The following is a 24,238-nucleotide window of genomic DNA, read 5'->3' on the forward strand; positions in this document are numbered from 1 at the left end:
CCTTTCCCTGCTCATACCCGCCGTATCGCCGCATCTGCCCCGTCGGGCGCGGTCCGGTGAGCGGCACCACAGGAAACCGGCAGGAGTGGTGGTTAGCATGGCTGGGTTGACGAAACCGAACCCGGACGGGGGCCTGTACGACCATGGCGCATGGTTCCTCGGGGCTGAAGAGGCTCGTCCACGAGCTGGCCAAGTTCGGAGCCGTGGGCGGTGCGGGGCTGTTGGTCAACCTCGGCGTGTTCAACCTCGTCCGCCATCTCACCGATCTGCAGGTGGTGCGGGCGAGTCTGCTCGCGACGTTCGTGTCCATCCTCTTCAACTACGTCGGGTTCCGTTACTTCACCTACCGTGACCGCGACAAGGGCGGGCGGACCCGGGAACTGACGCTGTTCCTGCTGTTCAGCGCAGTGGGCGCGGTGATCGAGAACGGGCTGCTGTTCGTGGCGACCTACGGTTTCGGCTGGGACAGCCCGCTGCAGAACAACGTGTTCAAGTTCGTCGGCATCGGGGTCGCGACGCTGTTCCGGTTCTGGTCCTACCGGACCTGGGTCTTCCGCGCGCTGCCCGTGACAGAGGCTGCGACGGAGGCCGGGCCGGACGCGGGGCCGGACGCCGCGGCAGAGGCTGTGACGGCGCCCACGCCCGGCACGGAGTCGTTCCGCGCGGTGGCCGAGCAGGGCAGGAGGCCCACCCCGAAGGCTTCGCAGCGGGTCGGCTGAGCTGCTGCGCCATTGAGCCATCCGTGGGGGTCGCGGCCGTCCGGGAGGTCGGCGGGGCCGGGGCGTCCGGTCGTCGACGGGCCCGGCGCCGACCGGGAATCGGCGGGCCCGTGATCGCCCGGGAAGCCGGCCGGTCGGTGGCCTTCCGGGAGACGACAGGCAAGTGCCCGCCCGCGACACGGCGGACCCGGAGCCGCTCGGTCGTCGACGGGCCCCGTGATCGCCCCGCAAGCCGGCCGGTCGGTGGCCTTCCGGGAGACGGCAGGCCCGTGGCCGACCGGGAGACGACAGGCCCGGGGCCGTCCGGGACACGGCGGGCCGGGGCCGACCGCGACACGGCGGGCCGGGGCCGACCGCGACACGGCGGGCCGGGGCCGACCGCGACACGGCGGGCCGGGGCCGACCGGGAAGTCGGCGGGCCGGGGCCGTCCGGGAAGTCGGCGGTTACCTGACGGTCGGTTCCTCGTCGTTCGCCTTGCGCGTCTGCGGGGCGGTGCGGGACAGGAAGAGGCCGAAGACCGGGGGCTGTGCCTGCAGCATCTCCAGGCGGCCGCCGTCGGCCTCCGCCAGGTCGCGGGCCACGGCCAGGCCGATGCCGGTGGAGTTGCGGCCGCTGATCGCCCGCTCGAAGATGCGGGCCCCCAGGTCGGCCGGGACCCCCGGCCCCTCGTCGGTCACCTCGACGACGGCCTGGTTGCCGGTGACCCGGGTGCGCAGCGCCACCGTGCCGCCGCCGTGCATGAGGGAGTTCTCGATCAGGGCGGCCAGGACCTGGGCGACCGCGCCGGGCGTGCCCACCGCGCGCAGATGCCGTTTGCCGGAGCTGACGATGGCCCGGCCGACGCCCCGGTACGCGGGCCGCCACTCGGCGAGCTGCTGCTGGATGACCTCGTCGAGGTCGAAGGTCACGGCGGAGCCGGTGCGCGGGTCCCGGGCGTTGGTCAGCAGGCGTTCCACGACGTCCGTCAGACGCTCCACCTGGGTCAGCGCGATCGTGGCTTCCTCCTTCACCGTGTCGAGGTCGTCGGTGAGGGTGATCTCCTCCAGGCGCATGGAGAGCGCCGTCAGGGGGGTGCGCAGCTGGTGGGAGGCGTCCGCCGCGAGCCGTCGTTCGGCGGTGAGCATGCGGGCGATGCGCTCCGCGGAGGAGTCGAGGACGTCGGCGACCCGGTCCAGCTCGGGGACGGCGTACCGCTTGTGGCGAGGGCGCGGGTCGCCCGAGCCGAGGCGTTCGGCGGTCTCGGCGAGGTCGGTCAGGGGCGAGGCGAGACGGTTGGCCTGGCGGATGGCCAGCAGGACCGCGGCGACCACCGCGAGCAGCGCCACGAGGGCGATGATCAGCAGGGTGCGGCCGACCTCCCGGGTCACCGTGGAGCGCGGTTCCTGGACCAGGACGGTCTCGCCCTCCTCGCCGCTGGCCTGCGCCTTGATGACGTCGCCGGTGGGCTTGGTCCCGACCTGGATGACCGGCCGGCCGGGGATACGGACCTCGGCGTAACGGTCCTGCGTGACCTGGTCGCGCAGTATGTCCGGGGAGACGTTCTCCGAGCCGACCAGCCGACTGTCCACGATGCTGGCCAGCCGCAGCGCCTCGGAGTCGACACGCTCCTGGGCGCTGTTGCTGATCGTGCGGGTCTCGACGATGACGAGGGACACCCCGAACACGGCGATGACGACGAGCACCACGGCAAGGGTGGACTGGATCAGACGGCGGCGCACGGTGCCCTCCGGGGCGGTGACGTGACGAGAGCGGTTTGCACAGCGCCCTCGAGGGGCGCGGGGAACTGCGCGACCGGCCCCCCGTCGGCCCGAGGACGCGCATCCCGCACAAGCCGAGTCGATGGTGACGCGCGTCGCCCCGGCGACCCCGGCGGAGCAGTCAGCTCTTCTCGAAGCGGAAGCCCACACCCCGCACGGTGGCGATGTAGCGGGGGTTGGCCGCGTCGTCGCCGAGCTTCTTGCGCAGCCAGGAGATGTGCATGTCGAGGGTCTTGGTCGACGACCACCAGGTCGTGTCCCACACCTCGCGCATCAGCTGGTCGCGGGTGACGACCCGGCCCGCGTCGCGCACCAGGACCCGCAGCAGGTCGAACTCCTTGGCGGTGAGCTGGAGTTCGTCCTCGCCCATCCACGCGCGGTGCGACTCGACGTCGATGCGCACGCCGTGCGTGGCGGGCGGCTGCTGCGGTTCGGACGCGCCGCGCCGCAGCAGGGCCCGGACCCGGGCGAGGAGTTCGGCCAGCCGGAAGGGCTTGGTGACGTAGTCGTCCGCGCCCGCGTCCAGGCCGACGACGGTGTCCACCTCGTCGGCGCGCGCGGTCAGGATCAGGATCGGGATGGCGTGGCCCTCGGAGCGCAGCCGCCGGGCCACCTCCAGGCCGTCCATGCCGGGCAGACCGAGGTCCAGCACGACCAGGTCGACGCCGCCCTGCATTCCGGCGTCCAGCGCGGTGGGGCCGTCCTCGCGCACCTCGACCTCGTAGCCCTCCCTGCGCAGGGCGCGGGCCAGCGGCTCCGAGATGGACGCGTCGTCCTCGGCGAGCAGTACTCGGGTCATGAGCTGATGGTAGTCCGCGGCGGGCGGCGGTCCAGGTGTGATCGCCCACGCGCTTTCTTACCTCGGACATTCCGGACCGCAGGACCGTGGACGACCGTGGGACGACCGGCGGACGACCGCGGGACGACCGCGGGTGTTGGTACGGACCTTCGGTCGAGGGATGGCATCACAGTGGGGACCTTCGAAGTATTGGCCACGGTTCCTTGATCACCTGTGATTCGTGTCGCAAGTCCTTCTATATGCGGCGTTGTGCTGTCGTATGGTGAAAGAACGCCTGTAGTTGTAGTGCACAAGGACCTTTGGCGGTCGGCTCGACGCTGAGGGTCTCTTCTTTGTGCCTCTTCTGTGTGCGGGCCGGTCCGCCGGCCCCGAAAAGCGACCTGTGGCCGGGCCTCCGACGAGGGGGCGTCGATCCCGGTGGTCGCCGCCCACCGCTTCGCGACCCGGAGCGGACTCCCCCGGGCGTAGGGGTGGGCGACGCGGTCCGCCGGTGCCGGCCAGCCCCCCACCGGGCGCGCAACGCTCTTGCGGCGCGTCCCGAGCAGCAAGGAACGACATGGCGTCCAGCCTGACGAAGGACTCGGTCCGCCCGGGCACGGCCGGCTCCGGGAAAACCTTCTTCGGCCACCCTCGCGGACTGGCCACACTCTTCATGACCGAGATGTGGGAGCGTTTCTCCTACTACGGCATGCGGGCCCTGCTCCCGCTGTACCTGGTCGCCCCCGGCGGCCTGCATCTCAGTGCCGCGACGGCGACCGCGGTCTACTCGGTCTACCTGTCGCTCGTGTACCTGCTCGCCCTGCCCGGCGGCTGGTTCGCGGACCGCGTGCTCGGCCCCCGCAGGACCGTCGCGGTCGCCGGCGCGATCATCATGCTCGGCCATCTGACGCTCGCGCTGCCGAACGCCGGCACCTTCTACGCGGGTCTCGGCCTGGTCGCCATCGGCTCGGGCCTGCTCAAGGCCAACATCTCCACGATGGTCGGCCACCTCTACGACGGGCCCGACGACCCGCGCCGGGACGGCGGCTTCACGCTGTTCTACATCGGCATCAACCTGGGAGCGTTCGCCGCGCCGCTGATCATCGGCACCATCGGTGAGAACGTCAACTGGCACCTGGGCTTCGCGCTCGCCGCGCTCGGCATGGGCCTGGGCCTCACCCAGTTCCTGCTCGGCGGCCGGCGCCTGAGCGCCCGCTCGGACTTCGTCCCCACGCCGCTGTCGGCGCAGGAGAAGGCGGCCACGCTGCGCAAGGCCGCGTTCTGGGCGGCCGTTGCGATCGTCTTCTACGCCGTCGTGGGCGTCTCCGGCGTCTACACGCTGAACTGGCTGCTGGTGCCGATCACGGTGGCCGGCCTGGTCATCCCGGTCCTCGTCATCGCCCGGATGAAGCGGGACAAGGAGCTGGACAGCGCCGAGCAGTCCAAGCTGACGGCGTACGTCTGGTTCTTCGTCGCCGCGGCCGTGTTCTGGATGATCTACGACCAGGGCGGTTCGACGCTGTCCCTGTTCGCGGAGTCCTCGGCGAAGAACAGCGTCTTCGGCTGGGCCTTCCCGGTCTCCTGGTACCAGTCGGTCAACCCGGTCCTGATCATGGCGCTGGCGCCGCTCTTCGCGTGGGCCTGGCTGGCGCTGGCCCGGCGCGGCAAGGAGCCGAGCACCGCGACGAAGTTCGCGATGGGCCTCGTGCTGGTCGGTGCGTCGTTCTTCCTGTTCCTGGCCCCGCTGGCGATCGCCGAGGGCGGTCACAAGGCGGCCGCGCTGTGGCTGGCGGCGATCTACTTCGTGCAGACCGTCGGCGAGCTGACGCTCTCCCCGGTCGGCCTGTCCGTCACCACGAAGATGGCGCCCGCGAAGTACGCCTCGCAGATGATGGGCGTCTGGTTCCTGGCCGTCACCGCGGGCGACGCCACGACCGGCCTGCTGTCCATCGCCGGCGTCGACCTCAACGGAACGGGCATCGTGGCCCTGGAGGCCCTGCTCGCCGTCATCGCCGGCGCGGCGGTGTGGATGTTCCGCAAGAAGGTCAAGGAGCTCATGGGGGACGTGCACTGACGTCCACTGCCGTGCTGACGGAGGCGGACGTGCGCTGACGTCCGCTCCCGGATTGCCGGAGGGCCGCCGTACCCGGGTGGGTGCGGCGGCCCTCCGTCGTCGTCCTCGTCCTCGCGCGGCTCAGTCCGCCCTCCTCCTGGGCATGAACGTGAACACCGCGCCGCCCAGCAGGATCGCCGTGCCCGCCACGAGTCCCAGGGCCTTCAGCGCGCCGTGGTCGCCGGAGCCCGTCTCCGCGAGACCGCCGCTCGTCGACGTCGACCCGCCCGCGGACGACGAGCCACCTCCGCCGGACGCGCCGCTCGCCTGTTCCGCGGTGTTCAGCGTGAGGGAGACGGCCGTGCTGTCCGGCGTACAGGTGGTGGTCGTGCCCATGGCCTCGACGGTGAGGACACCCGGGGAGAGCGTGGACTCACCGGTCGCGCCGGGTTTGTAGACGCCCTTGAGGTCCGGGATCTGGATCGGGCTGTTCTGCGGGATCGGCGCCGCGTTCAGCGGGCCCTCCACCCTCACCGAACCCTTGTCCGCGCCGCCCAGCACGACCTGCAGGATCGGCTTCACCTTGCCGGCCGGGATGTCGATCGGGCTGTCCATGACCGACTTCTTGAACTGCACGGTGAGGTCGTAACTCCCGCCGTTCTTCTTGGCGTTGATCTGGATGGGCGAGGTCGCCTTCTTCACGCCGATCGGCGACTGGCAGGTGTACGGGATGTCGACGGCCTTGCCGGTGAAGTCGGTCGCGCCGCTGTCGCCGGTCCCGGAGGCCGACGGGGAGCCGCTGGGCGTGGGGGACGCGCTCGGCGACGGTGACTGGCTCTTCGAGGGGTCGGGGGATGCGCTGGGCGAGGACGAACCCGATCCCGAACTCCCCGATCCCGCCGTCACGGTGATGGTCGCCGCGGGCTGCACGGCCTCCGTCGGCGCGCACTTGGTGTCCGTCGACAGCGCGTTGACGACGTAGGCGTCCGGCGTCAGCGTCACCCGTCCGGCCGCCGTCAGCTTCAGTGTGCCCTTCATGTCGGACAGCGTCATCGCACCGCCCTTGGGGATCGCCGGGTTCTCGCGCGGCCCCTGCACCGCGATGTCCGCGCTCTGCGCGCCGGCCGCCTTGAGGGTGCCGGACGGCTGTACCGAGTTCGCGGGCAGGTCGATGATGTCCGGGTTCTTCGACGCGGCCTGGGTGAACTTCCAGACGACGTCGACGGTGTCACCGACCTTCGCGGTGGCCGGCGCGCTGATCTCGACCTTGGTGGTGCCGTTGACGTCGGGCAGGCCGATGCCCGAGGGCGGTACGCACTTGGTGGCGTAGGCGACCTCCGCGGCCTGTGCCGGTGCGGCGGTCGCACCCAGCAGGACAGCCGCCCCGGTGAGCATGACGGCGGCGCCCGCCGCGGCCGCTCGCTTCCGGGCGGGCGACCGCTCGGAGGACATGGCTCTCTCACTCACGTGGATCCCTTCCTGTGGGGAGTCGTGTGGCTTGTGGGGCTTGTGGGGCTTGTGAGGCTTGTGGGGCTATGGAGCCTGCGGAGGTTGCGGGGCCTGCGGGGCTTTTGAGGCGGGAGGCCGCGCCCGGAGCGCTGTCCGGGGAGAACCACGGCAGGGACGCGTTCGACAGGACGGGAGGCGCGGGCTCCGGGGCCCGGCCTCGCCGCAGGCGCCTCGGGCGCCTCGGGCGGGGGTCGTGAGCCGGCTGCCGGTCCGCCGGACGGGGGCGCACCCGGTCCACCACGGCCATCCCGACGCGGAACAGCGCCGCCGGCACCACCAGGCAGAGCAGGATCCAGAAGAGGGTCACGCCCCAGGGGCGGCCGACGCCCCACGGCTGCTCGGCGAGGACCCTCCCGCCGTATTCGAGGGAGACGGCGTAGTCGCCGTGGGCGCCGGCCGCGAGCTCCACGGGCAGTTCGACGCGGGCCTTCCCGCCGGGGGGGATCGTGCCGGACCACTGGCGCTCGTCCCACTGCGGGGCGAACACCCCGTGCGCGGTGCCGACGCGGAAGACGGGGTTCTCGACGGGGCCGGTGCCCACGTTGCCGACGGTGAAGACGAGCGTGCGGGAGGGTGGCGCGCCGAACCAGGTGAGCAGACCGCCGGAACCCTCGAGCCGGGTGTCGGTGAGCACCGACAGCCGTCCGCCGGTCGTCGCCGCGGGCAGCGGCCGGACGGGGTGCCCGGCCACCTGGAACACCGCGTCGGCCTGCGCCTTCGCGCCGGTCGCGGTGGCCGCGTGCACCACGCACGGACAGGGCGCCGGCGGTTCGGCCACCGGCAGCGGCCGGCTGAAGCGGCCGTCGGCGTCGGCGGTGACGGCGCGACCGTCGGCGTTGGCGCAGGAGTTGGTCCCGCCGACGACCCCCCGGGCCGGCGTCGCCTGCCCGCAGATCAGCAGCATCACCAGCGTGCGCGGCCGCCAGCCGCTGCCGTTGACGGTGACCGAACCCCCGGCGCCCGCCTGGGCGGTGGACAGCGTGAGGGCCGGCTTGCCGGCGGCGGCCCGCGGGACCGCGGCGGCCGCCGACGGCGACAGAAACGGCAGGAGCAGGGTCAGGGTCAGCAACAGGAGCAGCAGCTGGGACGGGAGCACGGTCGGGCTCGTCGCCGTCAGCGTGCTCCGCGGCTTGCCTCTCACGCCGGCGCTCCTCTCGACTCGGCTTCCGCGGCGGCCGGGCGGCGCCGACGTCGTCGTACGGCCACGGCGGCCGCCGCAGCGGACAGCGCGCCGGCCGCCGCGCCCGCCGCCGCGGCCCACGGCACGAAGCGGGCCGACGCGCGCCCGGTGGCCTGCGCCGCGCCCGGGGCGGTGACCGTCAGGCGCACGGTGACGGCGTCCAGGGCCGGGCGGTCCGGCCAGGGCTCGTCGAGGGCGAGGCGGCGGCCCGGCGGCAACCGGACGGGCAGGGTGCGCGGGGGCCGGTCGAGGACGGCTCCGAGGACGCCGTCCGCGTGCACGGCGAGCCGCGGGACGAGGACCGTGGTGCCGCGGTTGACCAGCTCGTACGTGATGCGGTCGCCGTGCACGGCCACCCGCTCGACGGTCAGTGCGGCCAGCCTCGGACCGCCGACCCGGACCAGCAGCGGGACGGCGGCCTCCCGGCCGGCAAAGTCCCCCACGACGATCTCGCCGGCGCGGTCGCCGGGCAGGGCGTCCGCCGGGACCGTCACGGCGAAGGGGACCTCGGCGCGGGTGCGGGCGGGGACGGCGAGGGCGTCCGGCCCGGCGAACGCGACGCGCAGACCGGCGCCGGCGGCCCGCAGCCGTACGGTGAGCGGCTCGGCGCCCCGGTTGCTGACGGCCACCGTGTCCTGGAGCACCGCGCCCGGCACGCCCTCGAAGTAGAAGGACGGCCGTCCGCCTCCCGAGGGCGCCGCCGACCAGCCCCCGCCGGAGTCCGCGGGCACGGCGGCGAGCAGCAGCGGCAGGGACAGCAGCAGGACCAGCCGCAAGGACCGCGGCAGGGACAGCAGCGGGGCGCGGGCTGCGGGGTACGGCATCGGCGGCTCCAGCACTCGTGCGCGGGGGGCGGTACGGGGGTGCGGGGCGGTGCGGGGCGGTCAGTGGCGGGCGTGCGTCGGCTGGTTGCGCCGGGTCAGCCACAGGACGCCGGCCGCGCCCGCGAGCAGTACGGTGCCGCCGAGGGTGCCGAGGGCGATCGCGGAGTCCTCAGGGCCGGTCTGCGGGAGATCGCCGCCGGAGCCGCCCGAGCCCGTGCTGCCGCCGCTGGAGCTGCCGCCACCGGATCCGCCGCCCGCCGCCGTCACGTCGAGGGTGAGGGACGGGCCCGGGGTGTTGGAGGGCGTGCACGTGGTGGTCGTGCCGAGCGCCTTGATGGTGAGCACGCCCGCTGTGAAGGTGACCTTGCCGGACTTCTTCGGCGTGTAGGTGCCGCTGAGGTCGTTGATCTTGATGGGGGTGTTCTCGGGGATCGCGGCCTGGTTGGCGGGCCCGGTGACGTTCAGGGTGCCGCTGTCGGCGCCGCCCAGCTTGACGGTGGCGCTCGGCTTCATGGAACCGGCGCCGAGCTCGACGGGGCTGGAGGACACGCCCTTCTGCCAGGACATGGTGATCCGATAACCGCCGCCGCTCTTGACGGCCTTGACGTCGATGGGCGAGACGGCGCTCTTGTCGCCGATCGGGGTCTTGCAGGCGTAGTTGACGTTCACGACCTCGGCCACGGCCGCGGGGGCGGCCGTCCAGACCACCGCCACGCCGGCCAGGGCCGCGGCAGTCGCGAGCGCGGCGGTTCGCTTCCGGTTCGACACGGTCCCGTCCCCTCACTCCCACCGCCCCGCCCTTACTGACGAGGCATCAGATTGAGCCGTCAAGGTACGCCCGGGGCGATGAGGAGGGAAGAGAAGGCGCGCGCCGGAGTTGCGCCGATCCGACGCCCGGGTTCAGCGGGCCCAAAGGAGTGCGGGAGCCCAGCGGCACGACTGTCGCCGCGGTGACGGTGACGGCCAAGGCGGCGGTGACGGCCAAGGCGGCGGTGACGGTGTGAACGGCCGGAACCACAGGGGGCGTCAGGCCGGGGCGCCCAGTTCCGCCCAGACCGTCTTGCCGGCCAGGCCGGGGGCTCGGACGACGCCCCAGTCCAGGCAGAGGCGCTGCACGATGAACATGCCGTGGCCGCCCGGGCGGCCCGCGCGGTGCGGGGTGCGCGGGGCCGGCTGGCCCGTGCCGCGGTCGGAGACCTCGACGCGGATCACCTTCTTGTCGCAGCCGAGGACGAGACCGTCCGGCCCCTCGGCGTGCAGGCACGCGTTGGTGACCAGTTCGGAGACGACGAGCAGCACGTCCTCGGCGGCGGCCCGCTGGTCGGCGGTGGCGGCGGGCAGCCAGCCCCAGGCGTACAGCGCCTGCCGGGCGAAGTCGCGGGCGAGCGGGACGACGCCGCTGGCGTCCTCGAAGCTCAGTCTGCGTACCTGGGGGCCGTCGGACGACGCGGAGGCCACGGCTGCCGTGCCCCCTCCGGACGCACCGGCCTCCTGCGGGCCCCCTTCGGACGCCCCGGAAGCGCCGGACGCCCCGGAAGCGCCGCTGGACTCCGGGCCGCGGTCGCCCGGCGAGTAAGGCCGGGTGGTGCTCATCAGCGCTTCACCTCACCGATTCCCCGATTCAACCGGTTCACAGTTCAACAGTCGATCACTACAGTCTGTACGTAGCCGAACGGCATGTGTGTCGACGCCACCGCCGACTTGTTCGGGTTCAGGATGTCTCCTGCCCTGGGGAACCGGTGGAACACCCCCCGCCCCCGCCCCGTTTCCACCCGTTTCGCACGGACGGCGAAGCTCAGCCGTCCCCGCCACGCCCGTCGCGGTCACGCTCGTCGCGGTCACGTCCGTCGCGCTCGCCGTCGTCGTCCGCGAGGGCCGCCGCCACCGTGTCGTGCACGGTGAACACCGCGTCCGCGCCGGTGATCTCGAAGACCCGCGCCACCACGGGCTGCATGCCGGCCAGATGGACTCCGCCACCGGCCGCCTCCGCCTTCAGTCGGGCGCCGAGGAGCACGTTGAGCCCGGTGGAGTCGCAGAACTCCAGGCGCTCACAGTCCACGACCAGCCGGCTGAGGCCTCTGGAAAGGCAGTCGTCGAGTGGCTCACGCAACAGATCGGCCGTGTGGTGATCCAACTCACCCGCCGGGGTCACCACGGCACTCGAGCCTTCTTGGCGCACCTCGACCAGAAGCCGGCCAGACTGTGCGCTGCCGACCGTCCCGCGGTCCATGCCGTCTCTCTCCCGGGGTCGTGAACTGGTTGCTGACGCTCTCGCACCCTACGCCCTCGCCCTCTGACCCAACACCCGAACAATCACACACAAACGGACATAACCCTACAAAATGCACTTGCGATCGGTCAAGTAAAGCGGGTAGGGCTAGGGGGAACACGTAACCGACACGGCCGGCTTTGGAGGCGCCGCACACCGAAGTGCGCTCACTGGCATCGGCAGCCATACGCCGAGAACGATGGAGGACTCATGTCACCCCGGCTCGACGCACCGCCTACCCGCGGAGCGACGTCGACACCCCCTCCGGAACTGAAAAGTCTGGAACCCATCGCACAGCACGCGGTGCAGGACGTCGACCCCACCGACCTCCTCGCCGGACTCCCGGACATCCCCCCGTACGACGAGATCGCACCCGTCGACGCGCGGGCCCTGTCCAAGACCCTGTTCGCGCGCCTCGAGTCCCTCGAAGAGGGCACGCACGCGTACTCGTACGTCCGCAACACCCTCGTCGAACTGAACCTCGCGCTGGTCAAGTTCGCCGCCTCCCGGTTCCGCTCCCGCAGCGAGCCGATGGAGGACATCATCCAGGTCGGCACCATCGGCCTGATCAAGGCGATCGACCGCTTCGAACTGTCGCGCGGCGTCGAGTTCCCGACCTTCGCGATGCCAACCATCATCGGCGAGATCAAACGGTTCTTCCGTGACACGTCGTGGTCCGTGCGCGTCCCGCGCCGGCTCCAGGAGCTGCGGCTCGACCTCGCCAAGGCGGGCGACGAGCTGGCCCAGGAGTTCGACCGGGCGCCGACCGTCGCGGAGCTGGCCGAACGCCTCGGCCTCTCCCGCGACGAGGTCGTCGAGGGCATGGCCGCGTCGAACGCGTACACCGCCTCGTCGCTGGACGCTCAGCCCGAGGAGGACAACTCGGAAGGCGCCCTCGCCGACCGCATCGGCTACGAGGACCACGGCATCGAAGGCATCGAGTACGTCGAGTCGTTGAAGCCGATGATCGCCGAACTTCCCTCCCGTGACCGCCAGATCCTCTCCCTCCGCTTCGTCGCGGGTCTGACCCAGTCGGAGATCGGCGAGGAACTCGGCATCTCACAGATGCACGTGTCGCGGCTGCTGTCGCGCACGCTGGTACGGCTGCGGAAGGGCCTGACGGTCGAGGAGTAGGCCCACGGGCCGCGGACCGAAGAGCGAGAAGCGCGGAGCTACGCCGATTTCACCGGTGTCCGGCGGACACCGGTGCCGTCCGCGTCCAGGCGATCGACTGTTGACTGTTGGACGATCACCCGGGCGCGGACGTCGGCGTGTCCGCGCTGCTCCTGTCCTCTTGGTGAAATCCTCTGGCCGGATTCCTCGCGACGGCTACGCTGACCCGGCCCCTGTGACCAGCAGCGCCGCTGGACCGGCCGCGTGATCTGCTCATGAGGAGCCCCGTGCCCGTCTCCGCTGTTCCCCCTGTTCCCCCTGTTCCTCCTGTCCCCCCTGTCCCCCCTGTCTCACCTGCCTCCGCCGCCTCCCGGCTCGGCCGGCTCGCCGACGTCCCCGTGCTGCTGGTCGCCGTCGTGTGGGGGTCGAGCTACCTCGCCGCCAAGGGCGTCACCACGGCGCACACCGTGCTCGCGGTGCTCGTGCTGCGGTTCGCCGTGGTGCTGCCGGTGCTGGTGGCCGTGGGGTGGAGGCGACTGCGCGGACTGAGCGGCACGCAACTGCGGGGGGCCGGACTGCTGGGGCTGGTCCTCGCCGGGATCTTCCTGCTGGAGACGTACGGCGTGGTGCACACGTCCGCCACGAATGCCGGGCTGATCATCAGCCTGACCATGGTCTTCACTCCCCTCGCGGAGAGCCGGGTGCGCGGGGTACGGCTGCCGGGCGCGTTCCTGGCGGCCGCGGGCCTGTCGGTGGCGGGCGTGGCCCTGCTGACGCAGGGGGCCGGGTTCTCCGCTCCGTCGGGAGGGGATCTGCTGATGCTGGGGGCGGCCGTGGCCCGTACCGTGCACGTGCTGGCCATGGCACGGATGGAGTCGGTGCGTGGCTCGGACGCGTTGTCCCTCACGACCGTGCAACTGGGCGGCGCCGTCGCCGTGTTCGCCGTGCTGGTGGCCGTGCCCGGGGCGGGTGCCTCGCCGTGGGCCGCCGCCGCGGACTTCGACGCCGGGGACTGGGCCGGCCTGGTCTACCTCTCCGTCTTCTGCACCCTCTTCGCGTTCTTCGTGCAGATGTGGGCCGTCCGCCGTACGTCGCCGTCCCGGGTCAGCCTGCTGCTGGGGACCGAGCCGGTGTGGGCGGCGGCCGTGGGCATCGCGCTCGCCGGGGACCGGCCGGGATGGCCGGGGTTCGTGGGCGCGGTGCTGGTGCTCGTCGGCACGGCGTGGGGACGGTCGGCGGCGGACCGGGAGCGGGCGGCCGCCGACTCCCCCGCCGGCCGGGAGCCTCAGACGACCCGTACGCCTCGCCGCCACACCCCCGAGACCAGCGGCACGCCCGGCCGGTAGGCCAGGTGGATGTGGCTCGGCGCGTCCAGGAGGATCAGGTCGGCGTACGCGCCGGGGGTGATGCGGCCGACGTCCGTGCGACGCAGGGCCGCGGCCCCGCCGGCGGTGGCGGACCACACCGCCTCGTCCGGCGTCATCCCCATGTCCCGCACGGCGAGCGCGACGCAGAACGGCATGGACGAGGTGAAGGACGAGCCCGGGTTGCAGTCCGTGGACAGGGCGACGGTGACGCCCGCGTCCAGCAGCCGACGGGCGTCCGGCCACTCGGCCCGAGTGGAGAACTCGGCGCCGGGCAGCAGCGTGGCGACCGTGTCGCCGTTCGCGAGCGCGTCGACGTCGGCGTCGGTGAGGTGGGTGCAGTGGTCGGCGCTGGCCGCGTCCAGCTCGACCGCCAGCTGCACGCCGGGGCCGTGGGAGAGCTGGTTGGCGTGGATGCGGGGGTGCAGTCCCTTCGCCCTGCCCGCGGTGAGGATCGCGCGGGCCTGGTCGCCGTCGAAGGCGCCCTTCTCACAGAACGCGTCGATCCAGCGGGCGTGCGGGGCGCAGGCGTCGAGCATCTCGCCGGTGACCAGGGCGACGTAGGCGGCCGGGTCGTCGGCGTAGTCGGGGGAGACGATGTGGGCGCCGAGGTAGGTGACCTCGTCGGTGTGGGCGGCGGCGAGACGCAGGGCACGTGCCTCGTCGGCGACCGTCAGGCCGTAGCCGGACTTGGTCTCGAAGGTGGTGGTGCCCTGGCGCAGCGCCTCGGTGAGGAAACGGGTGAGGTTGGCCTCCAGTTCCGCGTCGGTGGCGGCCCGGGTGGCGGCGACCGTCGTGCGGATGCCGCCCGCGCTGTACGCCCGCCCCGACATCCGGGCGTTGAACTCCTCGGTGCGGTCGCCCGCGAAGACCAGGTGGGAGTGGGAGTCGACGAAGCCCGGGAGCACCGCACGGCCGTCGGCCCGGACCCGGTTGTCAGTGGCGGGTGCTTTGCTTGATTCACCGGTCCACACGACGCGGTCGCCGTCGATGACGACGGCCGCGTCCCGGATCAGGCCCAGGGGAGAGCCACTCTCGAGTTCGCTCGAGCGGGGGGACCCCCGTCCGAGGGAGGGATCGTTGGTGACCAGCGTGGCGATGTCGGTGATGGCGGTGGTGGTGCCGGTCCTGCCGGTGCTGCTGCTCATCGTCGTGTCCTCGTGGCTGACGGGGATGGAAGCGGGGATTGAGGCGCGGGCGGGGGCGGAGCCGATGGCGGGGTCGATGGCGGGGTCGACGGCCGCCGCCGGTGGTGGTGTCAGGCGTGCAGGGCCGCGACGGCCCGCGCGAGGGCCTGCGGCACGTCGGGTACGAGAATGTGCGCCCCGTCGCGTACGACGTGCCGGCCGGCGACGACCGTGTGCCGTACGTCCGCCGCGGTCGCCGCGAATACGGCCGTCTCGGCGCCGAGCCGGGGCAGCGGGCCCGCTGTCCTGACCGAGTCGAGGGCGATCGTCGTGAAGTCGGCGGGCGCGCCGGCCTCCAAAACGCCCGCGTCCGGGTTGCCGAGGGCGGCGTGGCCGTCGGCGGAGGCCGCGCGCAGCAGGGCGGCCGCCGTCCAGTGGCCGCGGGTGCGGGTGCGCAGCCGTTCGTTCAGCTCCATGGCGCGCGCCTCCTCGAGCAGGTCGATGACGGCGTGGCTGTCCGAGCCGAGGGAGAGCGGCGAGCCGGCGGCCTGAAGGGCGACGGCCGGGCCGATGCCGTCGGCGAGGTCCCGTTCCGTCGTGGGGCACATGCAGGTGCCGGTGCCGGAGCGGCCGAGCAGGGCGATGTCGTCGTCGGTGAGGTGGGTGTTGTGGACGCCGGTGGTGCGCGGGCCGAGGACGCCGTGCTCGGCGAGGAGCCGGGTGGGCGTGCACCCGTGGGCGGCCCGGCAGGCGTCGTTCTCGGCGGTCTGCTCGGACAGGTGAACATGCAGCGGCGCCCGGCGCTCGTCGGCCCAGCGGGCGACGGTCGCCAGCTGGTCGGCGGGCACGGCCCGTACGGAGTGGATCGCCGCCCCGATCCGTGCGTGATCCCGTTCCTTGAGAAGTGAAGAGCGTTCGGCCCAGGCGTCCGCGTCGCCGTCGCAGAAGCGGAGCTGGTGGGCGTTGGGGGGCTGTCCGAAGCCGGAGGACAGGTAGGCGGTGTCGAGGAGGGTGATGCGCACTCCGGCTTCGGCGGCGGCCTCGATCAGCGCCTCGCCCATGGCGTTGGGGTCGGTGTAGCGAACACCGCCGGGGGCGTGGTGCAGGTAGTGGAACTCGCCGACGGCGGTGATGCCGGCCAGCGCCATCTCGGCGTACACGGCGCGGGCCAGCTGGTGGTAGGTGTCCGGGGTGAGCCGGTCGGCGACCGCGTACATGACCTCGCGCCAGGTCCAGAAGGTTCCGGAGCCGACCTGGACGGTGCCGCGCAGGGCGCGGTGGAAGGCGTGGCTGTGGGTGTTCGCGAGGCCGGGCAGGGTGAGGCCGCGCAGGATCTCGGCGTCGGGCGGCGGGGCGTCGACGCCGGTGCGGACGGCGGTGATGCGGCCCGCGGTGCTGCGGCCGTCCGTCCCCGCGCCGGAGCCGCCGCCCGTCGACACCGTGAGGACGACGCCCGGCTCGACGTTCGTGTCGAGCCAGGCGTGTTCCAGCCAGTACGTCCGTGTCCGCTGCGTGGGGGTCACCGGCAGGCCAGTCCTTCCAGTACGTCGGCGAGAGCGTGCACCCCGGCCACGCAGTCGTCCTCGGCGGCGAACTCGGCCGGGGAGTGCGAGACGCCCGTGGGGTTGCGCACGAACAGCATGGCGGTCGGGATGCGGTCGGAGAGGATTCCGGCGTCGTGTCCGGCGCCGGTGCCGAGGACGGGGACGGTGAGCCGGGCGTCGCTGTCCTTGCCGAGGATGCGGGCCAGTTCGTCGCGCAGCGCGTGGTCGAACTCGACGACGGGCGTGAACGACTCGCGGACGACGTCCAGGTCGATGCCGTGGGCGGCGGCGTGGTCGCGGGCGGCCAGCTCCACGCCGTCGACGACCCTGTCGAGGGCGGCCTGGTCGGCGGCGCGGGAGTCGAGCCAGCCGCGCACCAGGGAGGGGATGGCGTTGACGCCGTTCGGCTCGACGGAGATCTTGCCGAAGGTGGCGACGGCGCCCGCGAGCCGGGCCTCGCGGCGGGCGGCGAGGACGGTCTCCGCGTACGGCAGCATCGGGTCGCGCCGGTCCTCGAGGCGGGTGGTTCCGGCGTGGTTGGCCTCGCCCCGGAAGTCGAACCGCCAGCGCCCGTGCGGCCAGATGGCGCTGGCGACGCCCACCCGGTCGCCGCTCAGGTCGAGTGCCCGGCCCTGCTCGACGTGCAGTTCCACGAACGCGCCGATGCGGGAGAGCCGCTCCGGGTCCGGGCCGATGGCGTCCGGGTCGTACCCGGCGGCCTCCATGGCCTGCGGGAGGGTGACGCCCTCGCCGTCGGTGAGCCGGTGGGCCTGCGCCACGGTGAGCTGTCCGGCGGTGAGCCGGGAGCCGACGCAAGCGAGCCCGAAGCGGGCGCCCTCCTCGTCGCCGAAGTTGACCAGGGCCAGCGGCTTGGCGAACTCGGCCCGGCGGGCGCGCAGTTCGTCGAGGGCGGCGAAGGAGGACACCACGCCGAGCGGGCCGTCGAAGGCGCCGCCGTCGGGCACCGAGTCGAGGTGCGATCCGGTCACCACGGCGTCCCCGGCCGCCGGGTCGCCGAGCCAGGCCCACTGGTTGCCGTTGCGGTCGACCTCGTAGGTCAGCCCGCGCGCCTCGGCCTGTTCCCGGAACCAGGCCCGGCAGTCCGCGTCGGCGGCGGTCCAGGCGTAGCGGCGGTAGCCGCCGGAGGCGGAGCTGCGGCCGATCGGCAGCAGCTCCGCCCACATGCTGTGGAAGGTCACGCGTCGTCACCTTCACGCAGGGGCACCCGCACGCCCCGCTCGACCGCGACCGACTCCGCGATGTCGTACCCGGCGTCGACGTGCCGGATGACGCCCATGCCGGGGTCGTTGGTGAGGACCCGGCGGATCTTCTCGCCGGCGAGTGCGGTGCCGTCGGCGACGGTCACCTGGCCGGCGTGGATGGAGCGGCCCATGCCGACGCCGCCGCCGTGGTGGAGGGAGACCCAGGAGGCGCCCGAGGCCACGTTGACCATGGCGTTCAGCAGCGGCCAGTCGGCGATCGCGTCGGAGCCGTCGAGCATGGCCTCGGTCTCGCGGTACGGGGAGGCGACGGAACCGGAGTCGAGGTGGTCGCGACCGATGACGACAGGGGCGGCCAGTTCGCCGGACGCCACCATGTCGTTGAAGCGCTCGCCGGCCTTGTCGCGTTCGCCGTAGCCGAGCCAGCAGATCCGGGCGGGCAGGCCCTGGAAGTGGACGCGCTCACCGGCCAGCTTGATCCAGCGGGCCAGGGACTCGTTCTCGGGGAAGAGGTCGAGGATCGCCTTGTCGGTCTTGGCGATGTCGGAGGCCTCGCCGGACAGGGCGGCCCAGCGGAAGGGTCCCTTGCCCTCGCAGAACAGCGGGCGGATATAGGCGGGGACGAAGCCGGGGAAGGCGAACGCCCGGTCGTATCCGGCGAGTCGGGCCTCGCCGCGGATGGAGTTTCCGTAGTCGAAGACCTCGGCGCCGGCGTCCAGGAAGCCGACCATCGCCTCCACGTGCCGTGCCATGGACTCGCGGGCCCGGGTGGTGAAGCCGGCCGGGTCCTTCGCGGCGGCGTCGGCCATGTCCTCGAAGTCGATCCCGGTGGGCAGGTAGGCCAGCGGGTCGTGGGCGGAGGTCTGGTCGGTGACGATGTCGATGGGCGCGCCCATCGCGAGCAGCTGCGGCACGAGGTCGGCGGCGTTGCCGAGGACGCCGATGGAGAGCGGCTTGCGCCGGTCGCGGGCCTCGACGGCCAGCTGGAGCGCGTGGTCCAGGTTGTCGGCCCTGACGTCCAGGTAGCGGTGCTCGATGCGGCGGTCGATGGCGCGCGGGTCGCAGTCGACGCAGATCGCGACGCCGTCGTTCATCGTCACGGCGAGCGGCTGGGCGCCGCCCATGCCGCCGAGGCCGGCGGTGAGGGTGATCGTGCCGGCGAGGGTGCCGCCGAACTTCTTCGCGGCGACGGCGGCGAAGGTCTCGTAGGTGCCCTGGAGGATGCCCTGGGTGCCGATGTAGATCCAGGAACCGGCGGTCATCTGGCCGTACATGGTCAGGCCCAGCTGTTCCAGGCGGCGGAACTCCTCCCAGTTGGCCCAGTCGCCGACGAGGTTGGAGTTGGCGATGAGGACGCGCGGCGCCCATTCGTGGGTCTGCATCACGCCGACCGGCCGGCCGGACTGGACGAGCATCGTCTCGTCCTGCTTGAGGGTCCGCAGGGTGCGGACCATCGCGTCGAAGGAGCGCCAGTCGCGGGCCGCCTTGCCCGTGCCGCCGTAGACGACGAGCTTGTCGGGGTGTTCGGCGACCTCGGGGTCGAGGTTGTTCTGCAGCATCCGCAGGGCGGCTTCCTGCTGCCATCCCAGGGCGCTCAGTTCCGTACCGCGCGGCGCTCGTACGGGGCGGGGTCCTGACATGGTCTGCCTCCTTGCGGACGGGTGATCCCGGCGGGCTTTTACTGCCGATATTCACATCCTGACCCGCTGAATAGAACTAGTCAATACGGCCGCGCGACGACACACCTCCCCAGCGGTGGACAGAGAGGCGACCGGGCGGCGGGACGGAAGTGACACGGCGGGCGTGCGGGCGTGCGGCCGAGCAGCGGGACGGGGGCCGAACGGGTCCGCCGGGGCGCGCGCCGCCCGCCGTCACCACCCTGCGCGAGCCCGTGGGCCGGTGGCGTGCGCCCGTGGGCGCGGTATTGAAGGGACCTGTGGGGCGTCACACAGCCACGGAAAGTGGTCAGTCGACCCACCTTAGTCACCGCTTCGCATGTTCCGCTGGAAAATGCCAGAAGACTCACCCCTGGCACACACGTTGCGTAGCGTCTCCATCACTCAGCCGAACGGCGGGCGGGAGGGGAGCCACGGTGCCCGGAATCGACGAGTGTCTACTGGAGGCCATGCGGCTGCCCGGCGCACGGGGCGCGGCGCTGGTCGACTGGACGAGCGGGCTGGCCCTGGGCGCGGTCGGGGAGTTCCCCGGCGGCGACCACGAGGCGGCGGCCGCCGAGGCCGCGGAGGTCGCCCGGTTGACGGCGGAGCAGCGGGCGTTCACACCGGACGGCCACGGCGGCCCCTTCGGTCACGACGGCCGGGAAGACCGCGAGGGCGCGGCCGGGGCCGTCCCGGCGGCGCCCGCCGATCCCCCGGTGGAGGACCTGATCATCAGTAACCGGGACAGCTACCACGTGCTCCGGTTCGTGCCGACGTCCTTCGACAGCAGCGTGTTCCTGCACGTGTGGCTGGCCCGGTCGGACGGCAACCTCGCACTGGCGCGGATCAGGCTGGGCGAGATGGCCGAACGGCTGGTGCTGGGATGACGGCGGTGAGAACGACCCCGCCGGGCACGACCCCGCCGCCCCGGCTGCCCGTCCGGGAGAAGTCGACGGCGCGGGGGCAGGGCGGCGGGCTGTCGCCGATGCTGACCCGGCTCGCCGCCGAACGCGCGACGGGCGTCCTGGAGCGCGAGCGCGGCTCGCTCTACCTCGCCGAGGGGCGGGTGGTGCACGCCGAGAGTCCTCTCGCCCCGGGCCTCGACGTGCTCCTCCTGGCCCACGGCACCCTCTCCCCCGCCGTCTGGCAGGACGCCGTGGAGCGGGCCGACGAGGAGTACGACGTGACGCGGCTGCTGCTCGACGCCGGCCGTGTCCCGCGCGGCGCGCTGGAACTGTGCCAGCTGGAGGCGGTGTTCGACGCGGCGTACTTCGCGCTCACCCCCAGCAGCACGCCCGGCCGCTTCCACTACGGCACCCGGCACCGGCTCGGCGCCCTCAGCCCCGTCCCGGTCGGCGCGGTCGAGCGCGAGACGCTGCGCCGGCGCGCGCTGCTGGACCGGCTGTGGCCCGACCCGGCGACCGACGGCTCGCCGCTGCGCCGCGCCGAGTCCGTCGCCGCGCCCGCGCCGACCGCCCGGCAGAGCGCGGTGCTGGCTCTCGCCGACGGGGTGCGCACCGCGCCGGACATCGCCCGCGAGCTGGGCCGGCAGGCCTTCCACACGCTGGTGGACGCCCGGCGGCTGGCGGCCGCGGGACTGGTCACCGCGCTCTTCCCACCGCCCGGCCCGCACCGCCTGCCGACCGGGTTCCCGCCCCGCCACGCGCTCCCCGCGACCGCGTCCCCCACAGCCACGGGCCGCCCGGCCGACGGCCCCACGGCGCCCGGACCACCCGCCACCTCCGGGGCCCTCACGACGGGAGCCCAAGCAGTCGCGGGACTCCCCGTACCCCCCGTCCCCGACGCACCGCAGGGCATCGCCCTGCCCCGCGTCAACGACCCCGACATCACTCTGCTGAAGAGGCTCAGGGATGCGCTGGAGGCCCTTTGAAAGGCAGCGACCGCGCGCCGAGAGGAGCGAGCTGATGGCTTCCGCGCCCGAGATACTCGACGAGCTGCGGCGACTGCGGGCCCGGGTGCCCCAGCTGACCGGCGCGCTGGCGGCCGGCGTGGACGGACTCGTCCTCGCCCACGACACCCCGGGCGTGGAGCCGGAAGTGCTCGCCGCGCTGACCGCCGCCGCCCTCGGTGTGGCGATGCGGATGGCGGACACGACCGGCCAGGGCGACTTCCGCGAACTGCTCGTGCGCGGCCGGTACGGCTACGTCTCGACGTACTCGGCCGGCGAGAACGCCGTGCTGACGCTGCTGGCGCAGGACCGCGTCAACATCGGCCGGCTGCACCTCGAGGGACGCCGGGCCGGCGCCCGCATCGGGGAGCTGGTCGACGCGCGGGAGGCGGTGGCGCGGGCGGCTGCGGCGGCCGCCCCGGCGAAGACCCCGCTGAAGCCGCCCGCGAAGGCGCCGGTGCGGACCCCGGCGAAGCCCACGACCTTACCGACCAGATCGGCGCGCGGCCCAGCCACCACCAACGCGCGCACCACCACGGAAATTTGAAGGAACCGAGGAGCACAGTCATGGCCAATACCGAGACCTGCCTGAAAGAGGCGCTCGCCTCCATCGAAGGCGCCACCGGAGTCGCGCTCGTCGACTACACCAGCGGCATGGCGCTGGGCACGATGGGCGGCAGCAAGACGTTCGACCTGAACGTCGCCGCCGCCGGCAACACCGACGTGGTGCGCGCCAAGATGCGCACCATGGAACACCTCGGGCTGAAGGCCCAGATCGAGGACATCCTGATCACCCTGTCCGACCAGTACCACCTGATCCGGCTGATCAGCGGCCGCGGCGGGAACGGCCTCTTCCTCTACCTGGTGCTGGACGCCAAGCGGGCCAACCTGGCGATGGCCCGCCACCAGCTGAAGCGGATCGAGGAGGACCTCGAGGTGTGAGGGACTGACAGGTCCTAGACCAGTGCGGCGGCGCGGCGGCGGGATCCACCCGGAGCCGCGTCGCCCGCCGCGATGCCGGTGCTGCGGTACGCCTCGACGGTTTTTCCGGCGGGGCGTCCGCCGCGTCGGTCCAGCCAGTCGACGCACACCCACAACAGCGCGTCGTCGGCGCGCTCGAGCCGGCCCAGCCAGGCGGCCTTGAGCCACAGCCCGACCCCGCAGCCGGCGAGCAGCATGCCACCGGCCGCGGGCACGGCGAACGCGCTGCCCAGCGCGGCGAGGAAGGCCGGCAGCAGCCACCGGCGGTGGCCGCGCCGCCAGACGCGGACGGTCACCGCCCGGTCCTGGAGCACGTCGTGCTTGCCCGCACGGACCGCGCCACGCCCGAGTTCCGTGAACCGGCGGCGGCCGCGCAGCGCCGTGACCGCCGCCGCCACGAGGAACAACGCGGCTCCGGCCAGCACCCCGATCCGTCGCCCGGTCAGGCCGGGCACCAGGACCCCGACACCGGCCGCGAACACCCCGCACCACCACAACGGCGCTGCTCCGGCCCGTACGACGACGGCCACCCGAGCCAGCCCCTGCCCTCCGCGCGCCACGCCTGCCTCCTCGTCATTCCGGCTCCCACTCGTGGCCGTACAGCGTAGTCAGCGAACGTGAGACGAGTCTGAGAGTCCGGCGACCTGAAAGTCCGGCGATCCGGGAGTTCCGGGACGGGGGCGGGTCTACTCCACGAAGAGGCCGCGTGTCGCCGCCCGTGCGTCGAACTCCTCCAGCCGGGCCTGCGCGTCGGGCAGGTCGTCGCACATCGCCTCCAGCAGCACCCGCCCGAGCAGCATCGGCGCGCACGCCGTGTCGAAGGCGAGCCCGGTGCCGACGGCGGCCGGCAGCAGCAGATCGGAGACCTTGGCGACCGGCGCGAACGCGGAGTCGGCGACCGTCACCACGCTCAGCCCGGCCTCCTTGGCGTAGGCGAGGGTGTCGACGACCTCGCGCGGGTGGCGGGGCAGCGCGAAGCAGAGCAGCGCGGAGGCGCCGGCCCGGACGGCGGCGTCGATCCGGTCGTGGATCATCGTGCCGCCCTCGTGCAGCAGCCGTACGTCGGGATGCACCTTGGCCGCGAAGTAGGCGAAGCCGTACGCCTGGGAGGCGGCGGCCCGCAGTCCGAGCACCGGCAGCGGCCGCGAGGCCGCCAGCAGCCTGCCCGCCCGCTGCACGGGCCGCGGGTCGGCGAGCAGCTCGGCCAGGTGCCGCAGGTTCTCGATCTCCGCCTGGACGGCCTGCTGGTAGGCGTTGCACGAGGCCGAGCCCGGCGTCCGGTCGGCGGGCGCGACCTCGCGCAGGTGCCTGCGCAGGGCGGGATAGCCGTCGAAGCCGAGGGCGACCGCGAAGCGGGTCACGGACGGCTGGCTGACCCCGGCCAGCTCGGCGAGCTCCACGCTGGAGAGGAACGGCACGTCGGCGGCGCGCCGCACCATGCTGTGCGCGATGCGCCGCTGGGTCGGCGTCAGCCGATGGCCCTCGAAGAGCGTCTGCAGCCGCGCCCCCGGAGTGTCCGACGGCCCCCCACCCGACCCGCCGGCACCCGGCCCCGTCGGCGCCCCCTGCCCCGTCCCGGGCCCCGGTCCCGTCCCCGGGTCCGTCTCCGCGCTCATGCCCGCTCCCCCTTCAGCCGCCCGCGAACCGAGCCGTCGACGGGATTATTCAGCTATCACGCACTCTGCATGACGTCATACAGCCAGGCAAGGGAGACGGCAGTACCGGAAGGGGCTAAGGGGCTAGCTGTGGGGGGTGAGCACCATGTAGGTCACTGCCGTCCCATCGTCCATGACGCCTCTGAACAGTTGCTCGTTCAGCAGGGGTGAGGTGGTGAGCACCGAGGCCAACACGCCGGCGGCAGAACTGACATAGCGCAGAATCGCGGGCGCCGCACCGAAGGCGAGCGCGTCTTCGATCTCCTTCATTCCCGCCTCCGTCAGGAGATCATTGATGACGTCGTCGACCTCGCTCCGCCGGTCAGGCGGACCGTTGTAGACGGTCACGTAGTAGCCGTTTCCCTGACGTGCACTGACGGTGATCTGGGCATCGTCTCGGATCGCCTTTCCCTGCGGCGCTTCCGAGGGTATCGGGATCAGGGTTCCGTCGGGTTCGGGCGCGGCTTCGAAGCGGGTCGTATTGTCGCTTGCCGGGTTGGGAAGTGTGTCTGCCATGTCAATCCTTCCGACACCCTCGGGCAGGCTGATGTCATGCTCAACTCCAGCTCTGGGAACG

At 72.9% G+C, this 24,238-nt stretch carries 23 protein-coding genes; 8 read left to right on the plus strand and 15 right to left on the minus strand.

Annotation, left to right across the window (positions count from 1 at the left end):
- Nucleotides 1-143 precede the first annotated feature (143 nt).
- Nucleotides 144-719 (plus strand): GtrA family protein, encoded by a 576-nt coding sequence (locus tag QA802_RS17285; protein WP_334523332.1) that lies wholly within the window; start codon nt 144-146, stop codon nt 717-719.
- A 444-nt stretch (nt 720-1,163) separates the two neighbouring features.
- On the opposite strand, the gene QA802_RS17290 is transcribed toward QA802_RS17285, so the two are convergent.
- Together QA802_RS17290 and QA802_RS17295 are read right to left on the minus strand one after the other, a co-directional pair.
- On the minus strand, nt 1,164-2,438 hold the full coding sequence (locus tag QA802_RS17290) for a sensor histidine kinase (protein ID WP_334523334.1): 1,275 nt from the start codon (nt 2,436-2,438) through the stop codon (nt 1,164-1,166).
- A gap of 160 nt (nt 2,439-2,598) precedes the next feature.
- On the minus strand, nt 2,599-3,276 hold the full coding sequence (locus tag QA802_RS17295; protein WP_334523335.1) for a response regulator transcription factor: 678 nt from the start codon (nt 3,274-3,276) through the stop codon (nt 2,599-2,601).
- A gap of 556 nt (nt 3,277-3,832) precedes the next feature.
- On the opposite strand from QA802_RS17295, the gene QA802_RS17300 reads away from it, so the two are divergent.
- A complete protein-coding gene (locus QA802_RS17300; protein ID WP_334523337.1) occupies nt 3,833-5,329 on the plus strand; it encodes an oligopeptide:H+ symporter in 1,497 nt (498 codons plus the stop codon).
- 120 nt (nt 5,330-5,449) lie between these two features.
- On the opposite strand, the gene QA802_RS17305 is transcribed toward QA802_RS17300, so the two are convergent.
- From QA802_RS17305 to QA802_RS17330, 6 genes are all read right to left on the minus strand, one after another.
- Complete coding sequence (locus tag QA802_RS17305) at nt 5,450-6,703, minus strand: hypothetical protein (protein ID WP_334534712.1); 1,254 nt, start codon at nt 6,701-6,703, stop codon at nt 5,450-5,452.
- A 64-nt stretch (nt 6,704-6,767) separates the two neighbouring features.
- Nucleotides 6,768-7,883 (minus strand): hypothetical protein, encoded by a 1,116-nt coding sequence (locus QA802_RS17310; RefSeq protein ID WP_443042283.1) that lies wholly within the window; start codon nt 7,881-7,883, stop codon nt 6,768-6,770.
- 71 nt (nt 7,884-7,954) lie between these two features.
- Nucleotides 7,955-8,821, minus strand: a complete 867-nt coding sequence (locus tag QA802_RS17315; protein WP_334523341.1) for a COG1470 family protein — start codon at nt 8,819-8,821, stop codon at nt 7,955-7,957.
- A gap of 60 nt (nt 8,822-8,881) precedes the next feature.
- Nucleotides 8,882-9,589, minus strand: coding sequence for an LPXTG cell wall anchor domain-containing protein (locus QA802_RS17320; RefSeq protein WP_334523344.1), 708 nt, complete (start codon nt 9,587-9,589; stop codon nt 8,882-8,884).
- Nucleotides 9,590-9,847: 258 nt separating this feature from the next.
- Nucleotides 9,848-10,414, minus strand: a complete 567-nt coding sequence (locus QA802_RS17325) for an ATP-binding protein (RefSeq protein WP_334523347.1) — start codon at nt 10,412-10,414, stop codon at nt 9,848-9,850.
- A 202-nt stretch (nt 10,415-10,616) separates the two neighbouring features.
- On the minus strand, nt 10,617-11,051 hold the full coding sequence (locus QA802_RS17330; protein ID WP_334523350.1) for an STAS domain-containing protein: 435 nt from the start codon (nt 11,049-11,051) through the stop codon (nt 10,617-10,619).
- 249 nt (nt 11,052-11,300) lie between these two features.
- On the opposite strand from QA802_RS17330, the gene QA802_RS17335 reads away from it, so the two are divergent.
- Nucleotides 11,301-12,224, plus strand: a complete 924-nt coding sequence (locus QA802_RS17335; protein WP_334523353.1) for an RNA polymerase sigma factor SigF — start codon at nt 11,301-11,303, stop codon at nt 12,222-12,224.
- Between the two features lie 254 nt (nt 12,225-12,478).
- A complete protein-coding gene (locus QA802_RS17340; protein ID WP_443042135.1) occupies nt 12,479-13,549 on the plus strand; it encodes a DMT family transporter in 1,071 nt (356 codons plus the stop codon).
- Here QA802_RS17340 and hutI read toward each other — a convergent pair.
- The 4 genes from hutI to hutU all read right to left on the minus strand — a co-directional run bounded on the left by hutI (nt 13,489) and on the right by hutU (nt 19,098).
- Nucleotides 13,489-14,715: an imidazolonepropionase gene (gene hutI / locus QA802_RS17345; RefSeq protein ID WP_334523359.1), complete on the minus strand. Its 1,227-nt coding sequence runs from the start codon at nt 14,713-14,715 to the stop codon at nt 13,489-13,491. The genes QA802_RS17340 and hutI overlap by 61 nt on opposite strands.
- Nucleotides 14,716-14,825: 110 nt before the next feature.
- Nucleotides 14,826-16,217: a formimidoylglutamate deiminase gene (locus QA802_RS17350; protein WP_334523361.1), complete on the minus strand. Its 1,392-nt coding sequence runs from the start codon at nt 16,215-16,217 to the stop codon at nt 14,826-14,828.
- Nucleotides 16,214-17,437 (minus strand): allantoate amidohydrolase, encoded by a 1,224-nt coding sequence (locus QA802_RS17355; RefSeq protein ID WP_334523364.1) that lies wholly within the window; start codon nt 17,435-17,437, stop codon nt 16,214-16,216. Before QA802_RS17355 ends, QA802_RS17350 begins: the two co-directional genes overlap by 4 nt.
- Nucleotides 17,434-19,098, minus strand: a complete 1,665-nt coding sequence (gene hutU / locus QA802_RS17360) for a urocanate hydratase (protein WP_334523367.1) — start codon at nt 19,096-19,098, stop codon at nt 17,434-17,436. The genes QA802_RS17355 and hutU overlap by 4 nt, the downstream gene beginning before the upstream one ends.
- A gap of 452 nt (nt 19,099-19,550) precedes the next feature.
- On the opposite strand from hutU, the gene QA802_RS17365 reads away from it, so the two are divergent.
- The 4 genes from QA802_RS17365 to QA802_RS17380 are packed head-to-tail and all read left to right on the plus strand — an operon-like array spanning nt 19,551 to nt 21,967.
- Entirely contained in the window at nt 19,551-20,003 is a 453-nt protein-coding gene (locus QA802_RS17365; RefSeq protein ID WP_319166919.1) for a hypothetical protein, read from the plus strand.
- Nucleotides 20,000-21,007, plus strand: coding sequence for a transcriptional regulator (locus QA802_RS17370; RefSeq protein ID WP_334523372.1), 1,008 nt, complete (start codon nt 20,000-20,002; stop codon nt 21,005-21,007). The genes QA802_RS17365 and QA802_RS17370 overlap by 4 nt, the downstream gene beginning before the upstream one ends.
- A gap of 34 nt (nt 21,008-21,041) precedes the next feature.
- Entirely contained in the window at nt 21,042-21,572 is a 531-nt protein-coding gene (locus QA802_RS17375) for a roadblock/LC7 domain-containing protein (RefSeq protein WP_334523375.1), read from the plus strand.
- 20 nt (nt 21,573-21,592) lie between these two features.
- Nucleotides 21,593-21,967: a roadblock/LC7 domain-containing protein gene (locus QA802_RS17380; RefSeq protein ID WP_319166916.1), complete on the plus strand. Its 375-nt coding sequence runs from the start codon at nt 21,593-21,595 to the stop codon at nt 21,965-21,967.
- Between the two features lie 14 nt (nt 21,968-21,981).
- Here the strand turns inward: QA802_RS17380 and QA802_RS17385 are convergent, their stop codons facing one another.
- The 3 genes from QA802_RS17385 to QA802_RS17395 all read right to left on the minus strand — a co-directional run bounded on the left by QA802_RS17385 (nt 21,982) and on the right by QA802_RS17395 (nt 24,177).
- On the minus strand, nt 21,982-22,566 hold the full coding sequence (locus QA802_RS17385) for a hypothetical protein (RefSeq protein WP_334523381.1): 585 nt from the start codon (nt 22,564-22,566) through the stop codon (nt 21,982-21,984).
- 126 nt (nt 22,567-22,692) lie between these two features.
- Nucleotides 22,693-23,622 (minus strand): MurR/RpiR family transcriptional regulator, encoded by a 930-nt coding sequence (locus QA802_RS17390; RefSeq protein WP_334523384.1) that lies wholly within the window; start codon nt 23,620-23,622, stop codon nt 22,693-22,695.
- 123 nt (nt 23,623-23,745) lie between these two features.
- Complete coding sequence (locus tag QA802_RS17395) at nt 23,746-24,177, minus strand: hypothetical protein (RefSeq protein WP_334523387.1); 432 nt, start codon at nt 24,175-24,177, stop codon at nt 23,746-23,748.
- Between the last annotated feature and the right edge of the window lie 61 nt (nt 24,178-24,238).

The organism is Streptomyces sp. B21-105 (assembly GCF_036898465.1).
GTDB lineage: Bacteria > Actinomycetota > Actinomycetes > Streptomycetales > Streptomycetaceae > Streptomyces.